At 39.5% G+C, this 20346-nt stretch carries 21 protein-coding genes and 2 tRNA genes; 12 read left to right on the top strand and 11 right to left on the bottom strand.

Annotation, left to right across the window (positions count from 1 at the left end; translation table 11 throughout):
• Entirely contained in the window at window positions 1–1212 is a 1212-nt protein-coding gene (locus JO943_RS00260) for an SfnB family sulfur acquisition oxidoreductase (protein WP_202739651.1), read from the bottom strand.
• A gap of 359 nt (window positions 1213–1571) precedes the next feature.
• Between JO943_RS00260 and JO943_RS00265 the strand changes: the two genes are divergently transcribed.
• Both JO943_RS00265 and JO943_RS00270 read left to right on the top strand, forming a co-directional pair.
• Complete coding sequence (locus JO943_RS00265; protein ID WP_202739652.1) at window positions 1572–2342, top strand: glutathione S-transferase family protein; 771 nt, start codon at window positions 1572–1574, stop codon at window positions 2340–2342.
• Window positions 2343–2799: 457 nt separating this feature from the next.
• Window positions 2800–3270 (top strand): Lrp/AsnC family transcriptional regulator, encoded by a 471-nt coding sequence (locus tag JO943_RS00270; protein ID WP_004771770.1) that lies wholly within the window; start codon window positions 2800–2802, stop codon window positions 3268–3270.
• Window positions 3271–3314: 44 nt separating this feature from the next.
• On the opposite strand, the gene JO943_RS00275 is transcribed toward JO943_RS00270, so the two are convergent.
• A complete protein-coding gene (locus tag JO943_RS00275) occupies window positions 3315–4064 on the bottom strand; it encodes a YebC/PmpR family DNA-binding transcriptional regulator (protein ID WP_005285173.1) in 750 nt (249 codons plus the stop codon).
• A 142-nt stretch (window positions 4065–4206) separates the two neighbouring features.
• Entirely contained in the window at window positions 4207–4752 is a 546-nt protein-coding gene (locus JO943_RS00280) for a 1-acyl-sn-glycerol-3-phosphate acyltransferase (protein ID WP_032873151.1), read from the bottom strand.
• Between the two features lie 278 nt (window positions 4753–5030).
• Here JO943_RS00280 and JO943_RS00285 point away from each other — a divergent pair.
• Both JO943_RS00285 and JO943_RS00290 read left to right on the top strand, forming a co-directional pair.
• Window positions 5031–5107, top strand: a tRNA-Ile gene (locus JO943_RS00285).
• A 246-nt stretch (window positions 5108–5353) separates the two neighbouring features.
• Window positions 5354–5755, top strand: a complete 402-nt coding sequence (locus JO943_RS00290; protein ID WP_202739976.1) for a hypothetical protein — start codon at window positions 5354–5356, stop codon at window positions 5753–5755.
• A 457-nt stretch (window positions 5756–6212) separates the two neighbouring features.
• Here the strand turns inward: JO943_RS00290 and JO943_RS00295 are convergent, their stop codons facing one another.
• From JO943_RS00295 to JO943_RS00315, 5 genes are all read right to left on the bottom strand, one after another.
• Complete coding sequence (locus tag JO943_RS00295) at window positions 6213–6506, bottom strand: hypothetical protein (RefSeq protein ID WP_032868923.1); 294 nt, start codon at window positions 6504–6506, stop codon at window positions 6213–6215.
• A gap of 353 nt (window positions 6507–6859) precedes the next feature.
• Entirely contained in the window at window positions 6860–7876 is a 1017-nt protein-coding gene (locus JO943_RS00300) for a fimbrial protein (RefSeq protein ID WP_199972662.1), read from the bottom strand.
• A complete protein-coding gene (locus JO943_RS00305; RefSeq protein WP_227556569.1) occupies window positions 7873–10446 on the bottom strand; it encodes a fimbria/pilus outer membrane usher protein in 2574 nt (857 codons plus the stop codon). Before JO943_RS00305 ends, JO943_RS00300 begins: the two co-directional genes overlap by 4 nt.
• A gap of 63 nt (window positions 10447–10509) precedes the next feature.
• Window positions 10510–11244: a molecular chaperone gene (locus tag JO943_RS00310; RefSeq protein ID WP_032868925.1), complete on the bottom strand. Its 735-nt coding sequence runs from the start codon at window positions 11242–11244 to the stop codon at window positions 10510–10512.
• 80 nt (window positions 11245–11324) lie between these two features.
• Window positions 11325–11858 (bottom strand): fimbrial protein, encoded by a 534-nt coding sequence (locus tag JO943_RS00315; protein ID WP_032868926.1) that lies wholly within the window; start codon window positions 11856–11858, stop codon window positions 11325–11327.
• Between the two features lie 500 nt (window positions 11859–12358).
• Between JO943_RS00315 and JO943_RS00320 the strand changes: the two genes are divergently transcribed.
• Together JO943_RS00320 and JO943_RS00325 are read left to right on the top strand one after the other, a co-directional pair.
• Window positions 12359–12706, top strand: coding sequence for a hypothetical protein (locus JO943_RS00320; protein ID WP_005229912.1), 348 nt, complete (start codon window positions 12359–12361; stop codon window positions 12704–12706).
• 135 nt (window positions 12707–12841) lie between these two features.
• Window positions 12842–13054, top strand: a complete 213-nt coding sequence (locus JO943_RS00325; protein ID WP_202739653.1) for a hypothetical protein — start codon at window positions 12842–12844, stop codon at window positions 13052–13054.
• Between the two features lie 45 nt (window positions 13055–13099).
• Here the strand turns inward: JO943_RS00325 and bioB are convergent, their stop codons facing one another.
• Both bioB and queG read right to left on the bottom strand, forming a co-directional pair.
• Entirely contained in the window at window positions 13100–14089 is a 990-nt protein-coding gene (gene bioB, locus JO943_RS00330) for a biotin synthase BioB (RefSeq protein WP_202739654.1), read from the bottom strand.
• 79 nt (window positions 14090–14168) lie between these two features.
• On the bottom strand, window positions 14169–15293 hold the full coding sequence (gene queG / locus JO943_RS00335; RefSeq protein WP_202739977.1) for a tRNA epoxyqueuosine(34) reductase QueG: 1125 nt from the start codon (window positions 15291–15293) through the stop codon (window positions 14169–14171).
• A 23-nt stretch (window positions 15294–15316) separates the two neighbouring features.
• On the opposite strand from queG, the gene JO943_RS00340 reads away from it, so the two are divergent.
• Window positions 15317–16810, top strand: a complete 1494-nt coding sequence (locus tag JO943_RS00340; RefSeq protein WP_202739655.1) for an NAD(P)H-hydrate dehydratase — start codon at window positions 15317–15319, stop codon at window positions 16808–16810.
• Here the strand turns inward: JO943_RS00340 and ruvC are convergent.
• Window positions 16807–17352 (bottom strand): crossover junction endodeoxyribonuclease RuvC, encoded by a 546-nt coding sequence (ruvC, locus tag JO943_RS00345; RefSeq protein ID WP_005229920.1) that lies wholly within the window; start codon window positions 17350–17352, stop codon window positions 16807–16809. The two genes, JO943_RS00340 and ruvC, sit on opposite strands and share 4 nt — an antisense overlap.
• Window positions 17353–17672: 320 nt before the next feature.
• Here ruvC and JO943_RS00350 point away from each other — a divergent pair.
• The 5 genes from JO943_RS00350 (at window position 17673) to JO943_RS00370 (ending at window position 19868) form a co-directional block, all read left to right on the top strand.
• A tRNA-Met gene (locus JO943_RS00350) sits at window positions 17673–17749 on the top strand.
• A 189-nt stretch (window positions 17750–17938) separates the two neighbouring features.
• On the top strand, window positions 17939–18172 hold the full coding sequence (locus JO943_RS00355; protein WP_005229922.1) for a hypothetical protein: 234 nt from the start codon (window positions 17939–17941) through the stop codon (window positions 18170–18172).
• 107 nt (window positions 18173–18279) lie between these two features.
• Complete coding sequence (locus JO943_RS00360; protein ID WP_004661816.1) at window positions 18280–18489, top strand: cold-shock protein; 210 nt, start codon at window positions 18280–18282, stop codon at window positions 18487–18489.
• Window positions 18490–18967: 478 nt separating this feature from the next.
• Window positions 18968–19177 (top strand): cold-shock protein, encoded by a 210-nt coding sequence (locus tag JO943_RS00365; protein ID WP_004771798.1) that lies wholly within the window; start codon window positions 18968–18970, stop codon window positions 19175–19177.
• Between the two features lie 478 nt (window positions 19178–19655).
• Window positions 19656–19868 carry a cold-shock protein gene (locus JO943_RS00370; protein WP_005229924.1) on the top strand — a complete coding sequence of 71 codons (213 nt, stop codon included), beginning with the start codon at window positions 19656–19658 and terminating at the stop codon, window positions 19866–19868.
• Window positions 19869–20346: the final 478 nt, after the last annotated feature.

A 20346-nucleotide genomic window follows, 5' to 3' on the forward strand; every position in this document is an offset into this window, starting at 1 on the left:
TTAAATCCAGGCATGGCGGGCAGGGTGAGTACCATTCAGGTAATAGTCACCAATCGCATGGAATTTCCAACGCACAGGATCGTGTAGGGTATGCACACGGGCATTGCGCCAGTGCTGATCAAGATTATGTTGGCTCAGGCTGGCTCGGCTACCGCCAAGTTCAAGTAGTTTTTCGGAGATGTGCAGGGCCGCATCATTGGCATAGATTTTTGCCTCCGCGACCAAAATCGAAGCGCGGGCGGCTTGCTCGGCAGAAATCTCAGTGACTTGATCCAGTTCATCCAGATATTCTGCTGCCTCATCCAGCAATAAAATAGCTGCATCGAGCAGGATATTGAGCTTGCCGACCTCTTGCAGGGAGTAATGTTCCTCACTGGCTTTTTCTACGCCTGCATCAATAACCGGACGCGCTTTACGCACGCTGGACAAGGTATCATCAAAGGCAGCCTCGGCAATGCCCACATCAATCGCGACTTGCAACAGTTGAGAATAGGCACCACGGACATTTGGAGTATCCGCGATAATGCGTTCATCAAAAAATAAGGTCGGATCAGCGATGACGTTGTGAAGTTTTACTGTTCCACTGGCTGTGGTGCGTTGCCCAAAGCCATTCCAGTCATTAATGACCTCAACGCCCGCCGCATGTCGGTCAATGATCGTCAATACGGTATAACCATCTGGATGTAAGGCACGAATCGCTAACCAATCTGCAAAACTGGTGCCAGTCGAGTAAAATTTTTCCCCGTTTAAAAGATATTGACCATTTTGCAACGTTAATGTGGTTTGAATCGCTTTGGTATCTTTAGCGTTTTTTTCAGGCCCGCCATTGGCAATCCGTTTACCTGCAAGAATTTCATTATAGATAAACTGCTTTTGGGCATCTGAACCGGTGATATTGATAAAATTGAGTAGCCCGAACTGGTTTTGAGGAATCTGTCCGACATTGGCATCGGCTTTACTTAAAATACGGAACACGTGGGCCAAGGTTTTATTGGAAACAAAAGCCCCACCATACTGCTGTGGTACACGGATACCACCAAGACCCTTTTGGCTAAACTGGATGATTTGTTCTGTGGGTAATATACGGTTTTGATCACGTATATTGCGCTCTTCTAAGGCAAAGTCAGCAACTTGATAGGCAGCATTAAGGGCCTGCTGATCATTTGAAATCAGTTGTATTTGCGCGTGGATCACTGATTGATTACTGGACATGTGAGCACCTCTAATAGATAAGAGGAACTTTACAAAAGTTTTACTTTTCCACTAAACCATCAGTTATGGCTTAATTATCACAATAATTATTAAGCATTTTTTATGAGAAAAATAACAGAAAAATAGATATGTAATGTTGATTAAAAACAGATGCTTAGTCGTGTTTGATTTTTTATTGCTCAAAGGGAAACCGTATTTTCTATGAAAGAAATGAATAATCTCAACAGGAATATTTATAAAGCAAACTCGCCAAAATTAAAAAAGATCGAGCAAAAAGGACATTGTATTCATTGGCTTTTACTTCTAAAGTATGAAAAACCTTATGTTTGATCGAGTAGAAAAATAAATCTGGAGAGTCTATGCGGGTTTTATACCAATTTCCTTTATCTCACTATTGTGAAAAAGCTCGCTGGTTGTTAGATCATAAGGAATTGGACTATGTTGCACATAATTTGATTCCTGGTTTTCATCGCGCCTTTACCTTCCTTAAATCGGGGCAGTATTTACTGCCGATGTTGAAGGATGATAAACACTGGATTGCTGATTCAACGCAAATCGCTTTATATCTAGATAGTACCTATCCTGAACATGCATTACTCAGACGTGATGAACAATTGCGTGAACAGGCCTTGGAGATTGACAAGCTGGCTGATGAGCTGGGTGTACATGTCCGGCGCTGGTCTTTGGCGCATGCCTTGTCAGTGGGTGATCATCCACTTGAAATCATGATGGGGGAACAGGGCTATTTACGACAGTTTGAAAAAATTTCCAAGCCGATCTTAAAAAGTCTGGTGTCAACCAATTATAAGTTAAGTCCTGAAAAAGTAGCGCAATCCAAGTTACGCATGACCGAGCTGATTACCGATCTTAACCAGCGTCTGATTGATAATCAAGGGCGTTATCTGGTGGGTGACCGTCTGGGGCTGGCTGATATTGCAGTCTGTTCAATTCTCGCCCCTTTACTGATGGTCAAAGGCACCCCTTGGGAACTGGAGAATGATGATGTTGAACAGTTCAGTGGTGAGTTGAAACAATATTATGACGATTTGTCCAATTTACCGATTGGACAATATGTACAGCGTATTTATGCCACGGAGCGTAATGCACGCGTCGATTGGCGTGGGTTATAAGTAAATGATGCTGTAAAAAAGCCCTGATGCAATCATCGGGGCTTTTTTTGAGAAAGAAAATAGAAAAACTGTCAAAAAAGTAAAAAATTATTGGTGAATAAAATTAATTTTTAAAAGAAAATTCGTTTTAAGCTGAAAATAGTAGAAATTATTGCCAAATTTACTTTAAAAAAACTGAAAAGAGGGAAATAATTATAAAACGGCTTTGTTATCTTATGTTTCAGGGTGTGATGGGGATCGAAACGAGTTGTTCAGCTATTGGGAGATCAGTTGAACAGTTGCTCAAAAGGTCTTGTTTCGGCTTTGAGACAAAGATAAACCACAAGTTTATCGGAATCATGTTTGCGTTATCCATGCAGCATTGTCAAAAGTTAAACGAATGTTTTCCCTTGACCCTTAAAAATTACTGATCGTAAACAGTTCCGTAAAAACCGAGATAACACATGAGGACTGTAAAATGGAATTGGACCGTTTTGATAAACAAATTCTTGAAATTTTGACCCATGAAGATGTCAATCTGAATGAGCTATCAGAACGTATTAACCTTTCGGTTAGTTCAGTGCATAGACGCATTAAAAATCTGATCGAATCACAGGTCATGGGACAACTCAAACGAGAAATCAATTTTAATAAACTGGGCTTTAGCCTACATATTCTTTTGCAGGTTTCATTGAGCAAACACGATAGTGAAACTTTTGATAAATTCTTGCAGGAACTAGAAGATATTCCGGAAGTGACCAACGCATTCCTGGTGACTGGACAGAGCGCTGATTTTATCCTGGAACTGGTGGCCCGCAATATGGATGACTATAGTGAAATTCTATTACGCCGTATTGGAAAGATCGACAGTGTGGTGGCACTGCATTCCAGCTTCGTGATTAAGGAATATAATGTCTTTAACTGTTATAAACTTTTAAACAAGCTATAAAAAAATGCATCTAAACAGATGCATTTTTTACTCGGCAGAAAGGTTTAGGCATCAAGTTGCGCTAAAACCTCTTCAGAGAATTCAACGTTGGTATACACGTTTTGAACATCATCAAGGTCTTCAAGCATATCAATCATTTTCATGATTTGTTTAGCTTGATCAATATCGGTGATTTCAGCTTTAGTCGATGGGCTCATCACAACTTCAGCGTTGTCAGATTTTAAACCTGCAGCTGTAAGTGCATCCTGAACGTCACCAAAGCTTTCTGGGCTGGTAATTACCAAGATACTGTCTTCATCAATCTCGATATCGTCAGCACCTGCTTCTAAAGCAACTTCCATGACTTTATCTTCTAAAGACACATCGTCAAAAGAAATTTCACCACGTTTGGTGAACAGATAAGCCACTGAACCATTGGTACCCAAGTTACCATTGGTTTTTGAGAAACAGTGACGAACATCTGGCACGGTACGGTTCAGGTTGTCGGTCATGGTTTCAACAATAACAGCCACACCGCCAACACCATAACCCTCATAGGTTACTTCTTTTAAATCATCATTATCTTCGCCGCCAGCACCACGCTGGATCGCACGGTTAATGGTGTCACGTGTCATATTGACTGAAAGTGCTTTTTCGACAACAGCACGTAAGCGTGGGTTGCTTGCAGCATCTGGTCCGCCTAAACGCGCAGCAGTTACGATTTCGCGGATGTATTTAGTAAAAACCTTACCGCGACTTGCATCTTGTTTAGCTTTACGATGCTTAATATTGGCCCATTTAGAATGACCCGCCATGGAAGTAACTCCAAAAAATTAAAACTCAAAAAAGTGCAGGAATATTAGCATAGCCAAGGTTTTGTTGAAAACTGCCCGAACTGATATTCAAAATTTAAAATCTTGCTCAAGTATCAAAGATTGAACAAATAGACAGGGTCCATTAGCTAATTTTTACATCTATGTCGTATTCCGCATACAGTGCTTTGATCTTTTCCAGATCCTGTTGCAGTTCGGTCGGATAGATTTTACCCAAAATGCCGCCTTGCTTGGTTCGGGCATTGGCATACATCAGAATGATCGGCACATTGGCTGCTTTGGCGATATGCCAGAAACCGGTACGGATCGGTTTACGCGCTTCACCATCTTTAGCACGGGTTGCTTCCGGTGCAATCACCAGATTAAAACGATCATTCTGGTTAAATAGCTCCACCATTTGCGTGACAATATCTTTACTGGCTTTGCGGTCTACAGGAATACCACCTAAACGTTGTAAAATTGGTTTTAATGGACCTTTAAATAATTCTTTTTTAATAAGCGTATGAATTTTAATCTCTAAAATTTCAAATAAAGCCAGAGAAAGGATGGTATCGAGATTAGAGGTATGCTCAAAACCGATAATGACTTGTTTATTCTCTAAGATTGCTGGATCAACATTATATGTCCAACCTGTTGCTTTAAAAATAGATTTTCCTAAAAACTTTTTCATATCCATGATCATTGGCTGTGCGTGGTCGCAGTTTAATACGAGTTTTGAGGAAAATACATATCCGAAAACACCAGATAACAGCAATTTGGATGGCTTTAAAATGATCAAAACAGTGCAATATTTACTTTACTCATTATAGGGAGATCAGATAGAATCAGCGCAGTTTATGATTTTTAACACTTTTTTAGGTGGTTTGATAAAATCATCTGCTTGTAATTGAAGTTAAATTTGACTAAGATCAGGCAGCATTCATCATATCAATATGATTGAAATATATAGGGCCTATAGCTCAGTTGGTTAGAGCAGCGGACTCATAATCCGTTGGTCCACAGTTCAAGTCTGTGTGGGCCCACCATATATCAAGCACTTACATGTATTAACTGTAAGTGCTTTTTAATGTCTAAAAATTAATGGTCGCAATAGAAATAAAACAACAGGGCAAGACCTGTAGTATCTTCTTGAATTATCTTAAGACTATATAAGTCCCATCATAATTATGCTCAGGCGGATATATTATCCTTTGTCATATTTCATTATTTTTGATATCTTATAGTTTTTATTCTTATAGATTATTAAAGTGAAGAATGTCTTAGCTTTCACCATGATGTTATGTTTATTTGGGTGTGAAAGTTTGGAAGATTATAAGAGTAAAGACTCTAATATAATGACGGAGTTTGATTCTTATATTATTGAGAATGATAATCAAAAAAATGTCAGGGATTTGAGTAAAAGCTCTTCTTATATTCGAAAATCTGAAATTAATTTAAATAAAGAAAAACTGATCCAAAAGTGCAAAAAACTTGTGCTTGCCAACGTGATAAAGAAAAAAAGCGTGAGTTTTAACGATAATTTGCGTGGGAATTATTATATAAATCAAAAAAGTGGAGACGTATATCTTTATCTGGAGTTCTGCGCTGAAAATGAGCTGGGGAATGCACAAGAATTTAAAGGCAAATGTATATTTTCAATAGATGGCCAGACTCAAGTGAGTATTTTTGAGTAGAATCGCGCTTGAAGACTTGTATATGGTTTAGCATTGATCGCAGAGTAAAATATCGTGAGAAATAGATCAGAGCATCCCAGCTATTTCTTGAGCTTAAAGGACTAAACTAAGTAAGGGAATGCCATATTGTAGAAGAGGAAGGCTACAAAAATTGTTTAGATCAGTTGTACTAAAACCGCTGAGCTATATGATTGCTTGGGATTTGTTAAAGTATCCGCCATTTTTGCTTTCTATCTTCAATCTACCCAAGTAAGAACGTGGAGAGTAGATGTCTGTTCGTTATGCCCGCAACTCAATCAGACTATTGAATAGCACATTTTTCCTGCTGATAAAAATGCAATAAATAAATTTTAGGCATTGAATTATCATTTAAATCTAAAAGTGTTTTTGATTATTAAAAAGATGTGAATCTGTTATTAACGTTAACTGAATCACATCTTGATAATAAATATATTAACTAGTAGTAGTTTGCAATAATAATAGCGTTTTTATGATCTGGAAGTTGCTCGAAGCTAATCTCAGTCATGGTGTTTTTTTGAGGTGAAGTATTTAAATCGCTTAATGAAATAGTTTGGGATTCAATTTTTTGCCGTAACATGTTCAATTGTTCGCATTCATTGATTTGCAGTTGTTGAGAACAGGTATCTTCTACAATACTTCCATTCAACTGGATTGTGCTTGCAGCATAACTCACCGAAGCAAATGCCATTAATGATAAAAGTAGGGCAGATTTATAAATATAGTTATACATATTTATTGCCTTTTATAAATGTATTAAGTATTAATTAACATGGAATTTATTATTGGGGCAATATTTAAATAAATTTTTAATTAAATATTTATTTAAAGTGTGATCTATTTAAGGTTTTATTTTTAAATTGATAATTAATATAATAAATTGATTTTGTTAATTCTGTCACATATTTTTATTATAATGTGGATTTAAAAAATTAGAGTAATTTGCTTAATTTTAGGTATATATAAAAAGGGATTTGATTACTTAAACATGGAAGTGTTACAGGGACAGATGCAGTTAAATGATGCGTTGCTATTGCATATAGAATAAAAAAGCCTCTTTGGGGGAGAAGAGGCCTGGTAAAAAGTTTAATCGTATTGGATGGTTACGGTTGCCATGGCTCGCACAGTACCAGCAGTGACATTGGTTGCTGTTTGATAGTACCGAGCAGACAAAGGAATGTTGTATTGTACAGTCTGGTTGGAGTTGACTGTACCGACATCTAGTTTTTCACCTTTGCGAATGACCTGATTTTTATTTTGATATTTCCAAAGTAATTGAACGCCAACACCATTGGCTTTGGTTGAGTTTGGTGCTGTATTGGACATGACTTGGTTATTGGTACCATCTTGTGGAAAGTCAAAATCTAAACTGATTTGGTTCTTCTCTTCATATCCGGTTGGATTTTTACCTCCATTACACAAGATATTTAAGTCAAAGCTTTGCTCACCTTGGGTTGAACCGACACCCGTAAAACCTGATTTCATCACAGTAGGAAGCTGCACAACTTTATTGATATTTCCCTGTAATTCACAAGATGAAGAGGCAATGGTAATGGCATTGGCAAGTACTGTACTCGTCAAGAAAGGTCGTGTGGCATATCCTTGTATATAGTAACTACTGTATTGGCCTGGAACTAAGGCACCAGAGCCTGTCTGTTCGGCGATTTTAATAATTTCAACGACAAAATAGCCAGGGGCTAAGTTATATGTTGTCCCATATCTTAACCCACCCCGTGTATACGGATAATAGCCAGAGAAATTACTGGCATTTTCAGCTTCTCGGTACAGACGGATACCAATACCTGGAATATTGGTGGTGTAAATACTATTGCCGAGCGGACTTAAGGGATAAGCTTGATTAAGTTCTGCAATTAGACGATCACTTGAATCACAGCGATCAGCACGGGTTCCTTTGTCCGTGATAGCAAAAGTTGCTTTACGCAAAATTTTGCCAACCTCATCACTTGGACGTACCACAACTCGGCCAACTGACATTTGTACATCATTCGGCGTGTAGTTATACAAACGACACGCCGCATTTGCTTCACTGTAAATGCCTAGGCCTGCGGTAAGCAAAACACTATTTAAGAGTAATTTTTTCATTTGCATACGGCCTCAGACATGATCATGCTTTGCTGATCTTTAGAAATTTGTGCGCTAACATCATAACTGAAGTGGCACTGTTCATTGGCTTCTTCGCCCCATTTTACATACAAATCGCCTTTTGGCTCTTGGGTACGTAAATACACCATGCTGCCTTGGGCAACAATACCAACAGATTCATCTTTAGCGTTAAAAACTTGCGATGCAAACGGTAAGCTTTCACCTGTTGCTGTTTTGGTATTGATATAGATGGCATAGCCTTTCTTGGTCGAGAAATCAACTTTTGCAATCGCACCCGCAAATGGGGCAATACGTTGGCTGGTTTCTTCCAATTCGACATTGGTTGACATTTCTTGCGGATCAAGTGTGATGTCATTCAAACGGTAAGGTGTGACATAAGGAATCACGGCATAACCAGCCTTATTTACACTGAGTCCAACAGTATTGTTGACTTTGGCACCTGCAGCATCTGGTGCATAGACCAGCACCATAGTTTGCCCTTGTTCCGGGCCAAACAGGATACCTTTTTCATGTGCAACGATACTGCCACTTACACTGAGCATCGCCTGTTGATAAGCATCAGCGATGCTATATGAACCGCCTACGGTCGCAAAGTTCGTGCGATAACGGCTGTTCACGTTAAAGCTCGGGTTTTGTCTATCTTGATGAGATACAGAAGCACCGTAGTTAAAACGATCACCGACCATTCCGCTCATACCCACGGTACGGCTGTTTTCAGACGCGGTCGCATTGACGTTGACAGAGCTCTTTCTGAAATTAATCGGGAAAGAAAGGGTCATCAAATATTCAGTATCACGGGTTTGATTTCTTGAACCGTATTCAATCTCACGATTGGTCGCAGAAAGACCATAGGTCAAACCATGGTAATTATTGCTGTAACCGATTTGATATTGGCGACTGGTCTCATTACGGTTCCAGTAATCATTCCAGGAACCGACCATATAAACATTACCCCAGCCCTCAGGCAGGCCTTGGTTCAGGGTAATCTGGAATTCACTGCGTTGTTTACCTACCGCAAAGGTATTCACACCTTTATCTTCAAGGTCACGAATGAGCAGGGCATCACGTAATTTATAATAGTTTTCCGTCGAATAACGATAGGCTGCCAAGGTTAAGTTGGTATTGGTCGGTGAGATCAGTTTGCTATAGCTGAGACGGAAACTTTGTCCGGATTGTGAACCTTGCTTGTCAAAGTCAGTATTGGACTGGGTCACGTCAAAAGAGACCGCACCAATAGGTGTTGCTACCGCGGCACCTAATAGTAAGGCACTGTAGTCTTCAGCCAGTTGAAAGCCGGTATAGCCAGTCAAGTAGTTGTTAATACCACGTTGGTATTTACCTTGCGTCACCCACGGCGTTAAATCAATATCACGATCACGAAATTCACCGGCAGTGATCGAGTAGCGGCTGAGTCCGGGGCGTAGCATTTGCACAACAGACGCATAAGGAACCGCTAGCTTTTGTATTTCACCATTCGATTCAATAATCGAAACTTCAAGTTCACCACCAAAACCTGTCGGGTAGAGATCATTGATTTCAAAGCTACCTGGTGCAACCGTAGTCTGGTAAATCAACTGACCCTGTTGACGAACTTCTACTTTCGCGTTGGTTTTGGCATTACCACGAATACGGGGCGCATAGCCGAGCATACTATTCGGCAGCATGCGGTCATCGCTCGAAAAATCTAGTCCGCGATAACCGAATGAGTCAAATAACTCACCATTGGTAAAGCTATCACCTAAGGTTAAAACCCCACGATATTGAGGAAAGGCACGTTGTAAATAAGTGCTGGTAGACTCGTAGTTTGATTTCTTCTTATTGGTTGGGTCTAGTTCACTTTGAGCACCATCTTGCCATTGCCACTGACCGTTATGGCGAAGTTGCCATCCTGCAATGTTTGCACCCGCTGTAATCGCCATAAAGGCATTGGTAGTCTCTTTATTATCATTTAAACGGTTAAAGGTTTTGTAAGCACTACCGCTATACGATAAAAATCCGGCATTAACACCACGATCCCAGATACTTGGGTCTACATAGCCTTGGGCATTTTTTTGTAATGCAATTTGTGGAATCGAAATGTCGATACGCAGGCGTGAGGTATCGAAATCGTAATAGGCATTTTCAATCCATTCTTCGATTTTATAGCATGCATTTGGCGCATTCGATTCAGTACGGTTGACCAGAACTTCTTGCTTTACACCATATTCAAGTAAAGAACCTGAAGTAAAACAGGTAAAAGCATTCTGGTTCTGTTCAGATGAACGAAACATCATTCTTCTTTTACCGAACCAGTTGCCATTGATGTAGACATCAACGTTATATTCACCCGGTAAAACAGGGTTGCCGTATTTAAAGCGGGAAATATCGACTTTTTGCGCATCACCGATTAAAAAAACAGAGTCGAATTCCGCTTCCATGGGTGCTGCTTGTTCTGTTGTCTGTTCTACTGCATAAACAGCCATAGGCAGCGTTACGGTGATTACCCCTGAAGTCAGGTAATAACAGATACGACGCTTCAAGAATTTAGCTGTTGCATTTTTCTTTGACATAATCGGTTCGCCTATTCAATGATAGGTACAAAATCATTTATGGATTGGGAATAAATTTATTTGTTATTGAAGCTTGATCTGGTGTTCGATACGACCGCCATAATCATTAATGCTGACATAGCTCATCTTTTCAGTATTTCCCGTTTTTAACTGGACTTTGTCTTCTGAAAAAGGTGCAAGCATTAAACCTTTGGGTAATAGATCCACCGGCTTTCCTGCATTTTGCTGGTAAATCGCCGTCATAGTGACGTGAAACGGTGTTGGATTTTTTACAATCAGCGTTTGTCCGCTTTTAATCCATTGCAATTTTTCACCTGCAAGATTGGCATCAGTTTTAATACTCGCCGGGCGATAGAAAAATTTAATGCGTGAACGAATCGCAAGCTGTAAAAAATTATCAGGAACAGCATCTTTGCTATTCGCTGTTGGTCGTGGTGGAATATCCAGAACATTCAGCCAAAAAACGGTTTCTTGTTTTTGATTTAACTGAGCTGCATTAGGTAATGCCGTAATACGAAGGGATTGACTCTTCGTTGGATCAACACGCGAAATCGGTGGGGTAATCATAAATGGAACTTTTGACTGGTCCGGTGTACTTTTAGCATCACCTTCATCAATCCAAGCCTGAACAAGGGATGGTTTAGAACCGTTGTTACTCACTTGCAAAGTTACTTCACGTGCATCAGACGGGTAAATCACACGAGTGCCGTGCAAAATAATTTCTGCATGGGTATGAGTTGCGATAAATGCTGATGATAGTGTTAAACCAAGCAAAAAATTGTAACCGTTCAGTGCCATTTAAATTTACTCTATGATTGCGTGAAATTTACAATTGCGAATTCCTAGAAGTCTAGAAACCCGCAAAGTCTACCAATAGATTATTGATAAATAATTGTATATTGAACTGAAGTGTTTACTTCACCAGCAGATGAAGCGCCAGTTGCATAATATTCAGCATAGTAGTTAAGGTCAGCAGTACCGCCTTCTACCACATCAACCCATTGAGAGTTTGCTTGAGCACCGTTACTGCCAGCAGCAAGTACTGGAATAACTTGGTTGTTGCTACCTAAAAGTTGAACATCAACGTTTTTAGCACCAGCAGCGTTTTGGTTAAGTAAACGGCCAGTGTTAAAATCAACAGTTGCACCTGGCTCGAAGTAAGTCGCAACTTTACCCGCTGAACATTTATCTAGGTTGATTTGGAATGGGGTACGACCAGCAACATCACCTGATTTTGCAAGTGTTTGTTTAGATACAGTTGGAAGTGTTACGGTAAAGTCTTTACCTGCTGGAGTTACGATGTCACAAGTTTTGTCTGTCACTAGACCATTAATTGTAATCGTTCCATCAGCAGCTTGAGCGTTAGCAATACCTACAACTGAAAGAGTAGCGATCAAAGCAAGTTTTTTCATAATAATTTCTCGAATACATCAGCTAAAAGTTTGAATTAAAATTACTTTTCAGTTGAATTTTTGCGCTGAACAAGTAATGCGCAAAATATATCGCAATTAATTTAAAAAGTGCAAATTACGTCACATTTTAGGTATTTTTTTAATCTAAAATTCCGATTTAAAATAAGTTTATGATATAGATTATATTTTCATATTTTATAGAGTAAAAATTCAATTTTTTTAATCATTTTTTTTAATATTTCTAAAGATTGATTGATTTTTCCTTTAGAAAAAAACAACAGATTGTTTATTTTTTATACAGAATTATGGGGCTAGCTGAAAAATGCTTTGCCGAGAAAAAATGTAAAACAAATACTTTTTTGTAGTTTTTGATTAACAATTTTGAAGAAAAATGACAATCCGTTAACAAAATATGCGTACTGGTTTTAAGAATTTTTTAAGGTTCAATCTTTAGTTTTTTAGTCATGATTAGATGAAAAAAACCTCAAGAGGAGCTTTCAATGAACATGCTTTATACCCATAAACCGAATTACTATTTCTTTGCCCATAAATTGGTTTTATTTCTGGAAAGTCATTTGAAAAGCCATCCGTTGGAAAAACAAACCAGCTTTAATCTGCAAACCATCTATGATCTGTTTGGTCACGACCGTGCGTCAAGTACGACCAATCTGGAAGGGATTTTAAATATTGCCGATGAATATGTGCTTGAAACAGATGAAGGGCAGCAGTCATTGATTCGTTCGTATCACGTCCACTTAGACAATCACGTGTTGACTCTGGAGTTTAACCCGAAAGCAGTTGATAGTTTGAAATCAGGTCAGACGATAGTGAATCCAAAGGCTGCTTAAACCCAAGCTTAAAACGACCAAGCCTTATTGAGACATTTAGCGAGCATTGATATCGCTAAATGTCTTTGACTTAGCTGATTTAAAGCTGTCTATTCGCTATGATAGCGTCATGTATTCAATGATTAGATTGGCTTAATGAATAAGGATTTTACATCAGAGACCTATACTGTCGATGACAATATGGCAGACACAATGACTTGGTTGGTGCATCATCAGGAGGTTTTCGATTCATTACATTTTGATGTGCATACTCAGGAACTATCAGTTTCACATGCAGCAGGCGTGGATATTATTCGAGTCGGCATGTATCTAACTGCCAAGTATGGCATTCTGGTGACATCCATCTGATTTTTCATCTAAAAAAAGCCTTGTCATTTGACAAGGCTTTTTCATTTATGCACTCATGGCATCGATCGAAAGTTCTGCAACGGTCGGTTTTGGCTTTTCTGCGGTTAAACCTAATTTAGCAAACAGGATCTGATCTTTGCCTTCGCCGGCATTTGGTGTGGTTAATAATTTGTCGCCAGAGAAGAGCGAGTTTGCACCCGCCATAAATGCAAGTGCCTGATCAGAATCACTAAGAGATTCACGGCCTGCTGAAAGGCGGATATAACTGTGTGGCATGATGATACGTGCAACTGCAATGGTACGGATCCATTCAGTAACATCCAGTTTTTCGACATCAGCAAGTGGCGTACCTTCGATAGGGACCAGCATGTTGATTGGCACTGATTCAGGATGGACAGGCATGGTTGCCAGTTCATGTAATAAACCAATACGGTCATTACGGCTTTCGCCCAACCCAACAATACCACCACTACAAACTTTCATGCCTGCTTGACGAACGTGATCTAAAGTATCCAGACGATCATCAAAAGTACGCGTGCTAATAATATGAGAATAATATTCGCGGGAAGTATCCAGGTTGTGGTTGTAATAATCCAGACCCGCATCTTTTAAACGCTCGGCTTGTGACTGGTTCAACATACCTAAGGTCATACAGGTTTCAAGGCCTAATGCTTTTACTTCACGTACCATTTCAAGCACATAAGGCATATCACGTTCATGCGGATTACGCCATGCAGCGCCCATACAGAAACGTGAAGAGCCTGATTCTTTGGCAGACTGTGCTTCACGAATGACTTTATCAACCGCAATACGTTTTTCAGCTTCTAATTTTGAATCGTAATGCGCCGATTGCGAACAGTATTTACAATCTTCAGGACATTTACCCGTTTTAATTGAAAGAAGGGTACTGACCTGAATCGAGTTGGCCTGGAAATGTTGACGATGTACGCTTTGCGCTTCAAAAACTAAGTCTAGAAAAGGTTGATCATATAGAGCTTGGATTTCATCACGAGTCCAGTCATTACGTAAGGTCATTGTTATATCCATGATGATTGATGACAAACATTGAGACTAATCATACAGAAATCGTGCCAAAGCCAAAGGGCAAAAAACATCATTTTTCTATTTGCGGCATATCGGCCTGTTGCAATTGCTGTTGAATTGCCCAGTCAATATGCACATTGACAATCTCGTCGTGCCACGTTTTTGCATCTTGCAAGGCCGTGACAATTTCAGCTGAGTATGGAGCATTTCCAAGGCCGATTGCAATATTACGTTTAAAGGATTGATAGCCGGTACGGCGGATCGGGCTACCTTCGGTATTGGCAAGAAAAGTGGCTTCATCCCAGCGCCAGATCTCCAGCAGGCTGATATTATCCAGACTGTGCCTTGGATCAAAATCCGGAATGGAGGCAGTTTTGGCAAAGCTGTTCCACGGGCAAATCAGTTGACAGTCATCACAGCCGAAAATACGGTTACCAATACCCGAGCGTAATTCTTCAGGAATGATGCCTTTATATTCAATGGTTAAATAAGCGATACATTTTCGTGCATCCAGCATGTAGGGCTCAACAATGGCTTGGGTGGGACAAATGTCGATACAGGCGGTACATGAGCCACAATGTGCAGTTGCAGGTTGGTCGAAAGGTAGTTCCAGTGACGTAAACAGTTCGCCTAAAACAAAGAAAGAGCCTGATTTTTTATGAATGAGTAGGGTATGTTTCCCGGTCCATCCCATACCTGCACTTTCAGCCAGCGATTTTTCAAAGATCGGAGCAGAGTCAGCAAAGGGGCGCGATTCAAAATCCCCGACTTTTTCCCTGATCCGCGTGGCTAAAGTCTTTAGCCGTCCACGCATGACTTTGTGATAATCACGGCCCCGTGCATAACGCGCAATAATGGCTGAATTTGGTTCAAATGGAACGTAACGGGGCTTCGGTGATGCCACAAGATAGTTCATGCGCACACAAATAATGCTTTTTGTACCGGGCACAAGTAAGGTTGGATCTGCACGTTTTTCCAGATTTTCTTCTAAATAGTGCATGTCTGCATGGTATCCGCGTTCTAAATATTCTTTAAAACGCGGCATTTGATCTTGAGCATCTGGTTTGGCAATGACACAATCAGAAAAACCCAAATCCAAAGCTTGTTGTTTAATCCAAGCCTTCAGTGCTTGTGGATCGAGCTGCTGTAGTTCAATCTTTTGAGATTGCGTCTGAGATGAAGAGGTTGAAGCCATAAACCAAGAATGAGGGAGAGAACATGCAAGCTGTAGTTTACCATAGCCAGAGTATCCAAGCATGGGAACAGCGTTGGTTTGCTCAGCAAAATTCATCATTAGGGCTTATGCAGCAAGCCGCTTGGGCGATCTCACAGCAGTTAATTCCGCAATTTAAGTCAAAGAAAATTCAAAAGATCGCAGTTTGGTGCGGACAAGGCAATAACGCGGGAGACGGCTACTATATGGCTGCCTATCTGAAGCAGCAGGGAATAAAAGTGACCGTGTTTGCGACAAAACTCGGACAATCAGCGGATTTACAACAAGCTGCAGATTATGCGCAGTCTTATCAAGTCGATATTCAAACCATCGATTATGTATTGTCAGAAACAGCAGTCCGTCAAGAAATTCCAGGTTTTGATTGTCATATTGATGCCTTATTTGGCATTGGCTTGAATCGGGAACTCGACCAACATTGGCAAGAGATTATCCAGCTCTTTAATGCCCAGGCAGGGTTAAAAATCTCGATTGATATTCCGAGTGGTTTGCAGGCCAACATAGGCCAGGCTTTACCTGTTGCGATACAGGCAGATCAAACTTTTACAATTTTGGGTTATAAGGCTGGCCTATTCACAGGTCAAGGCAAGCAATATGTTGGCGATTTACAGTTAGTCAGCCTGATTCCGCCAGATACGCAATTAAAAGCGCTGGCTTATCTGTCTCCCGAAACAGTGATCTTGCCCAAGCGGCAAGCCTTTGGACATAAAGGCAGTTATGGCCATGTATTGGTGGTAGGCGGTCATGCCGATATGGGTGGCGCCGTTATCATGTCGGCTGAAGCGGCTTTTCATGCTGGAGCTGGCAAAGTCAGTGTAGTCTGTCATGCCAAACACCATCAAGCTATTCTGGCACGTTCACCTAATATTATGATTAGAGACATCAATAGCTTAGATCAAGAACAGATTGAGCAATTACTTGAACATGTCGATGCGGTAGGTTTGGGGATGGGCTTGGGGAGGGATCAATGGGCTGAACAAATTTATCAGCAATGGTTTGTGCGACTGAATCAAAATTCTCATTTAGACGTGGTACTTGATGCCGACGCGCTCTGGTTTTTGGCAAAAGATCCACAAAAGTTAAATAATCATGTTTATGCCACCCCGCATCCCGGTGAGGCGGCGACCTTGTTAGGTTGTAGCGCCAAGGAAATTGAACAGGATCGCATTGCAGCAATTCAGCAGTTGCAACAAAAGTACGCTGGTCAATGGGTACTTAAAGGCGCGGGCAGTCTCATTTTAGAGAAAGAATTAGTCATTTGTACCCAAGGCAATGCGGGCATGGGTACAGGTGGAATGGGTGATGTACTGGCAGGCATGATTGCCAGTTTAAAAGCGCAGTTCCATCAGCAGATTGCTTTGCATGAAATCGTGAGCTTACATGCACAGGCAGGCGATCTGTTGGCTGAAAAGGGGATGCGCGGATTACAGGCACATGAAATGGGCAAAATGATTTATCAGGTAGTCAATCAAAATGACTAACGGCGTCTGCTGCTGACACGGCTGCGGCCACGAGCCATGCCACCTAATGCATTAAGCACAGCCATTTTGCTCATACTGCCCGAAGCATGGGCATGGCAAATGGCGGCAGCTAGGGCATCGGCAGCATCAGACTGTGGTTTGATACTCAAATTCAGTAAACGCATCACCATCATCTGGACCTGTTCTTTATCTGCTGCGCCGTAACCGACCACAGACTGTTTAATTTGTCGTGCGGTATATTCAGCCACCTGTAAATCCAGATTAACTAGAGCGGCAATTGCAGCACCACGTGCCTGACCGAGTTTCAATGCCGAATCAGGATTCTGCGCCATAAAGACTTGCTCTACCGCAGCTTCAGTTGGGCCATGAAATTTAACAATCCGTTCAACCCCGGCAAAGATACGTTTTAAACGTTCTGGCATTTCTTGGGTTTCGGTACGAATGGTGCCTGCATCGACAAAACGTAGTTTATTGCCATCTTTTTCGATAATTCCGTAACCTGTTAAGCGTGAGCCGGGATCAATACCAATAATTAATGACATGTCGAACTATAACAATAAAAGATTGTTGATATTGTTACATAGCAGGCTTTTCGATGCATAATATTTTTGTAGGATTTTGAATTATAACAAAATAGCAGATTTATTAAGCAAATTCGGTTTGTTCGGTTAATTATCCTGCAATTCGGTCTCATTTCAACAGTTCGATCGATATGGCTTAATCTGAGGGGATTTTGATCAATTTGTGTTTAATTTGAGCGTTAGAACGTAAATTATGTGATTTTTCTAAAAAAAATTTGCATTGTGGGGGAGATGGGCGTATAAAGCATCTCATTGATCGAAGATGTTGATCAATATGTTGTTGCGGGATGGAGCAGTCTGGTAGCTCGTCGGGCTCATAACCCGAAGGTCGTTGGTTCAAATCCAGCTCCCGCTACCACTTTTAAAGTTAATTGAATATTAGCTCTGTGATTATTGAGTTGTTGTTATCTGAAAGATTAGACAGCAATTAAGTTAGCTGAAATAACCCTAAAGAAAGCTAAAAATTATTAGATTCTAGAATTGTAGTTTGCCTCTCTCCATATATCTAGCGTTATAGTAAATCCAAATCGATCACTTGAGCTCAGGAATGAGTGATTTTGTGTTGAAAATTATTAATGAATGGCGTGTAGCCAAAGCCAGCAATGGCAATGAAATTTGTGTGCAAATTATCCCGATGAAACGTCAGCAAAATACGTTGGATGGTTTCAAATGGGTAGAAGTTGGAAAGAAAATCCAGCTAGAGTCAGGTCGGGAAATCGATTTTAATCTAGATGGTAAAAGCTTCTATACCGATGTTAATCAGCTTTATCGATTAACATAGATGATTTACGCACTTGAAGTATCTATTGGTTAAAGATAGATTGAGTTAAATCAATATTAATAATTTGATTTAACTCATAAATGAACAAAGTTTAAAGGTTTAAAAGTATGTCTGATACAGTTACTGGTACTGTTAAGTGGTTTAACGAAACTAAAGGTTTTGGTTTCATTCAAGCTGATTCTGGCCAAGATGTTTTTGCTCACTTCAGCGAAATCCAAAGCAATGGTTTCAAAGTATTAAACGAAGGCCAACGCGTTTCGTTTGTACTTGGTCAAGGTAAAAAAGGACCACAAGCAACAACAATTAAAGTTATCTAATAAGATTGCTTGAAAATGAAGCTCACTTTAGGTGGGCTTTTTTTATATCTGAACAAATTGCCGTTTGGGTCTTTACCCATAGCTGTGCTGAAGTGAATTGTAGGGCTAAAAGTTGAATTTTGCATAAGAAACCAGGCTTAAATTTAAATCTTGATGCAAAAAAATATTTTGAGCAGAAAAAACAAAAATATTTTTTATTTGGCTAAATCTCAGTTTTTAGATGCTAGATCGCTTAGCCTCTACAGGTAATTTTTTGATTTAGCAATGAATGTTATTTACAAATGATTTGGTTTATTAAAGTCCAACCTCATCTATTTAGGGGATAAAACTATCTATACTTCTCTCAATCTACTATCTCGTATGGCTTAAAGTTTGGTATGCTTGCAGTATCTGTCAAATAAAGATAGATTAAGTTAAATCATGATTAAAAAATTTTGATTTAACTTATAAATGAACAAATTTTAAAAGGTTTAAAAGTATGTCTGATACAGTTACCGGTACTGTTAAGTGGTTTAACGAAACTAAAGGTTTTGGTTTCATTCAAGCTGATTCTGGTGAAGATGTTTTTGCACACTTCAGCGAAATCCAAAGCAAAGGTTTTAAAGTATTACAAGAAGGCCAACGCGTTTCTTTCGTACTTGGTCAAGGTAAGAAAGGACCACAAGCAACCCTTATCACTGTTATCTAATTTTTAGACCAGTAAAAAAAAGCTCACACACGTTGTGGGCTTTTTTGTGAAGAAAAATAGTGTGGAGTGAACGGTCTCAGCATTTGCTAATAGGCTGCTTGCTTCTATTTGCACGCTAAAATTCGATGAAATAATATGTTAAGAATTTATATCATTATTTTAAGGTATAATTTTTAAAGCAAAACAGGCTTATAATTATTTGAAATGTATTATAAAAGTTATAGGGATGGCGGTAGGAGAATCGCTGTGCCGATCAATAAATCAGGCTATCTTGGTGTGATCAATAAATATTCATTGTGCCTAAAAAGTAAACTGGTGTATAGTAAATTACAACGAGAAGAATAACGCTGCTGATTCAGTAAATCTTGCATTTCATCATTTGAATAAACCTTTCGTTTTATCAGATCTAATCTCAGAGTTTATGATTCCAAGTTACGTGCTAGCAAGCACTCCAAAATTTATTAAATAGGTTAAATATATGTCGAATACTGTGACGGGTACAGTGAAATGGTTCAACGAAACCAAAGGTTTTGGCTTTATTCATGCTGATTCTGGACAGGATGTTTTTGCTCATTTCAGCGAAATCCAAAGTAGCGGTTTTAAAGTTTTACATGAAGGTCAACGTGTGACATTTACCATTACCGATGGTAAAAAAGGCCCACAAGCAACAGGGATTACGGTTGTTCCTTAGAACACTAAAAAACTATATAAAAAAAGCTCACCTTCGTGGGCTTTTTTTGTGTCCCTATTTTTGCATTGCTTTAAATTAAATATTTAATTATTTTGAGTTAAGCGCCTATTTTTGTCATAAAACAACTTTTTTGTGCAAAATTTGTGCTAGTCAGGACTACGACTTTTTGCTAATTTTATTGTGTTAATTTATTAGGCAAATTAACAAGTGCAGTACATTTAATGAGCGTTAGGGTTATGGAAAACTTGGAGTCGTATGCTCAAGGGTTTGAGCAGGAAGTTCATGTACATTGTAAAAGATCTTTAGGCACGTTGTTGTTTAGCTTTATGGTTCTAATTGCAACCAGCCTATAGAAATGAAAAGCACCTTCGGGTGCTTTTTTAATGTTTTAAAAATTGTCGCCATAGCGCTTTTCTAGAGAATAAACTATCAAAAATATTGAAAGATTCTGGTTTTATTAATCACTGTTTTGACGGTA

Source organism: Acinetobacter sp. 'aerobic (ED)', from assembly GCF_904886855.1.
Taxonomy (GTDB): domain Bacteria; phylum Pseudomonadota; class Gammaproteobacteria; order Pseudomonadales; family Moraxellaceae; genus Acinetobacter; species Acinetobacter courvalinii.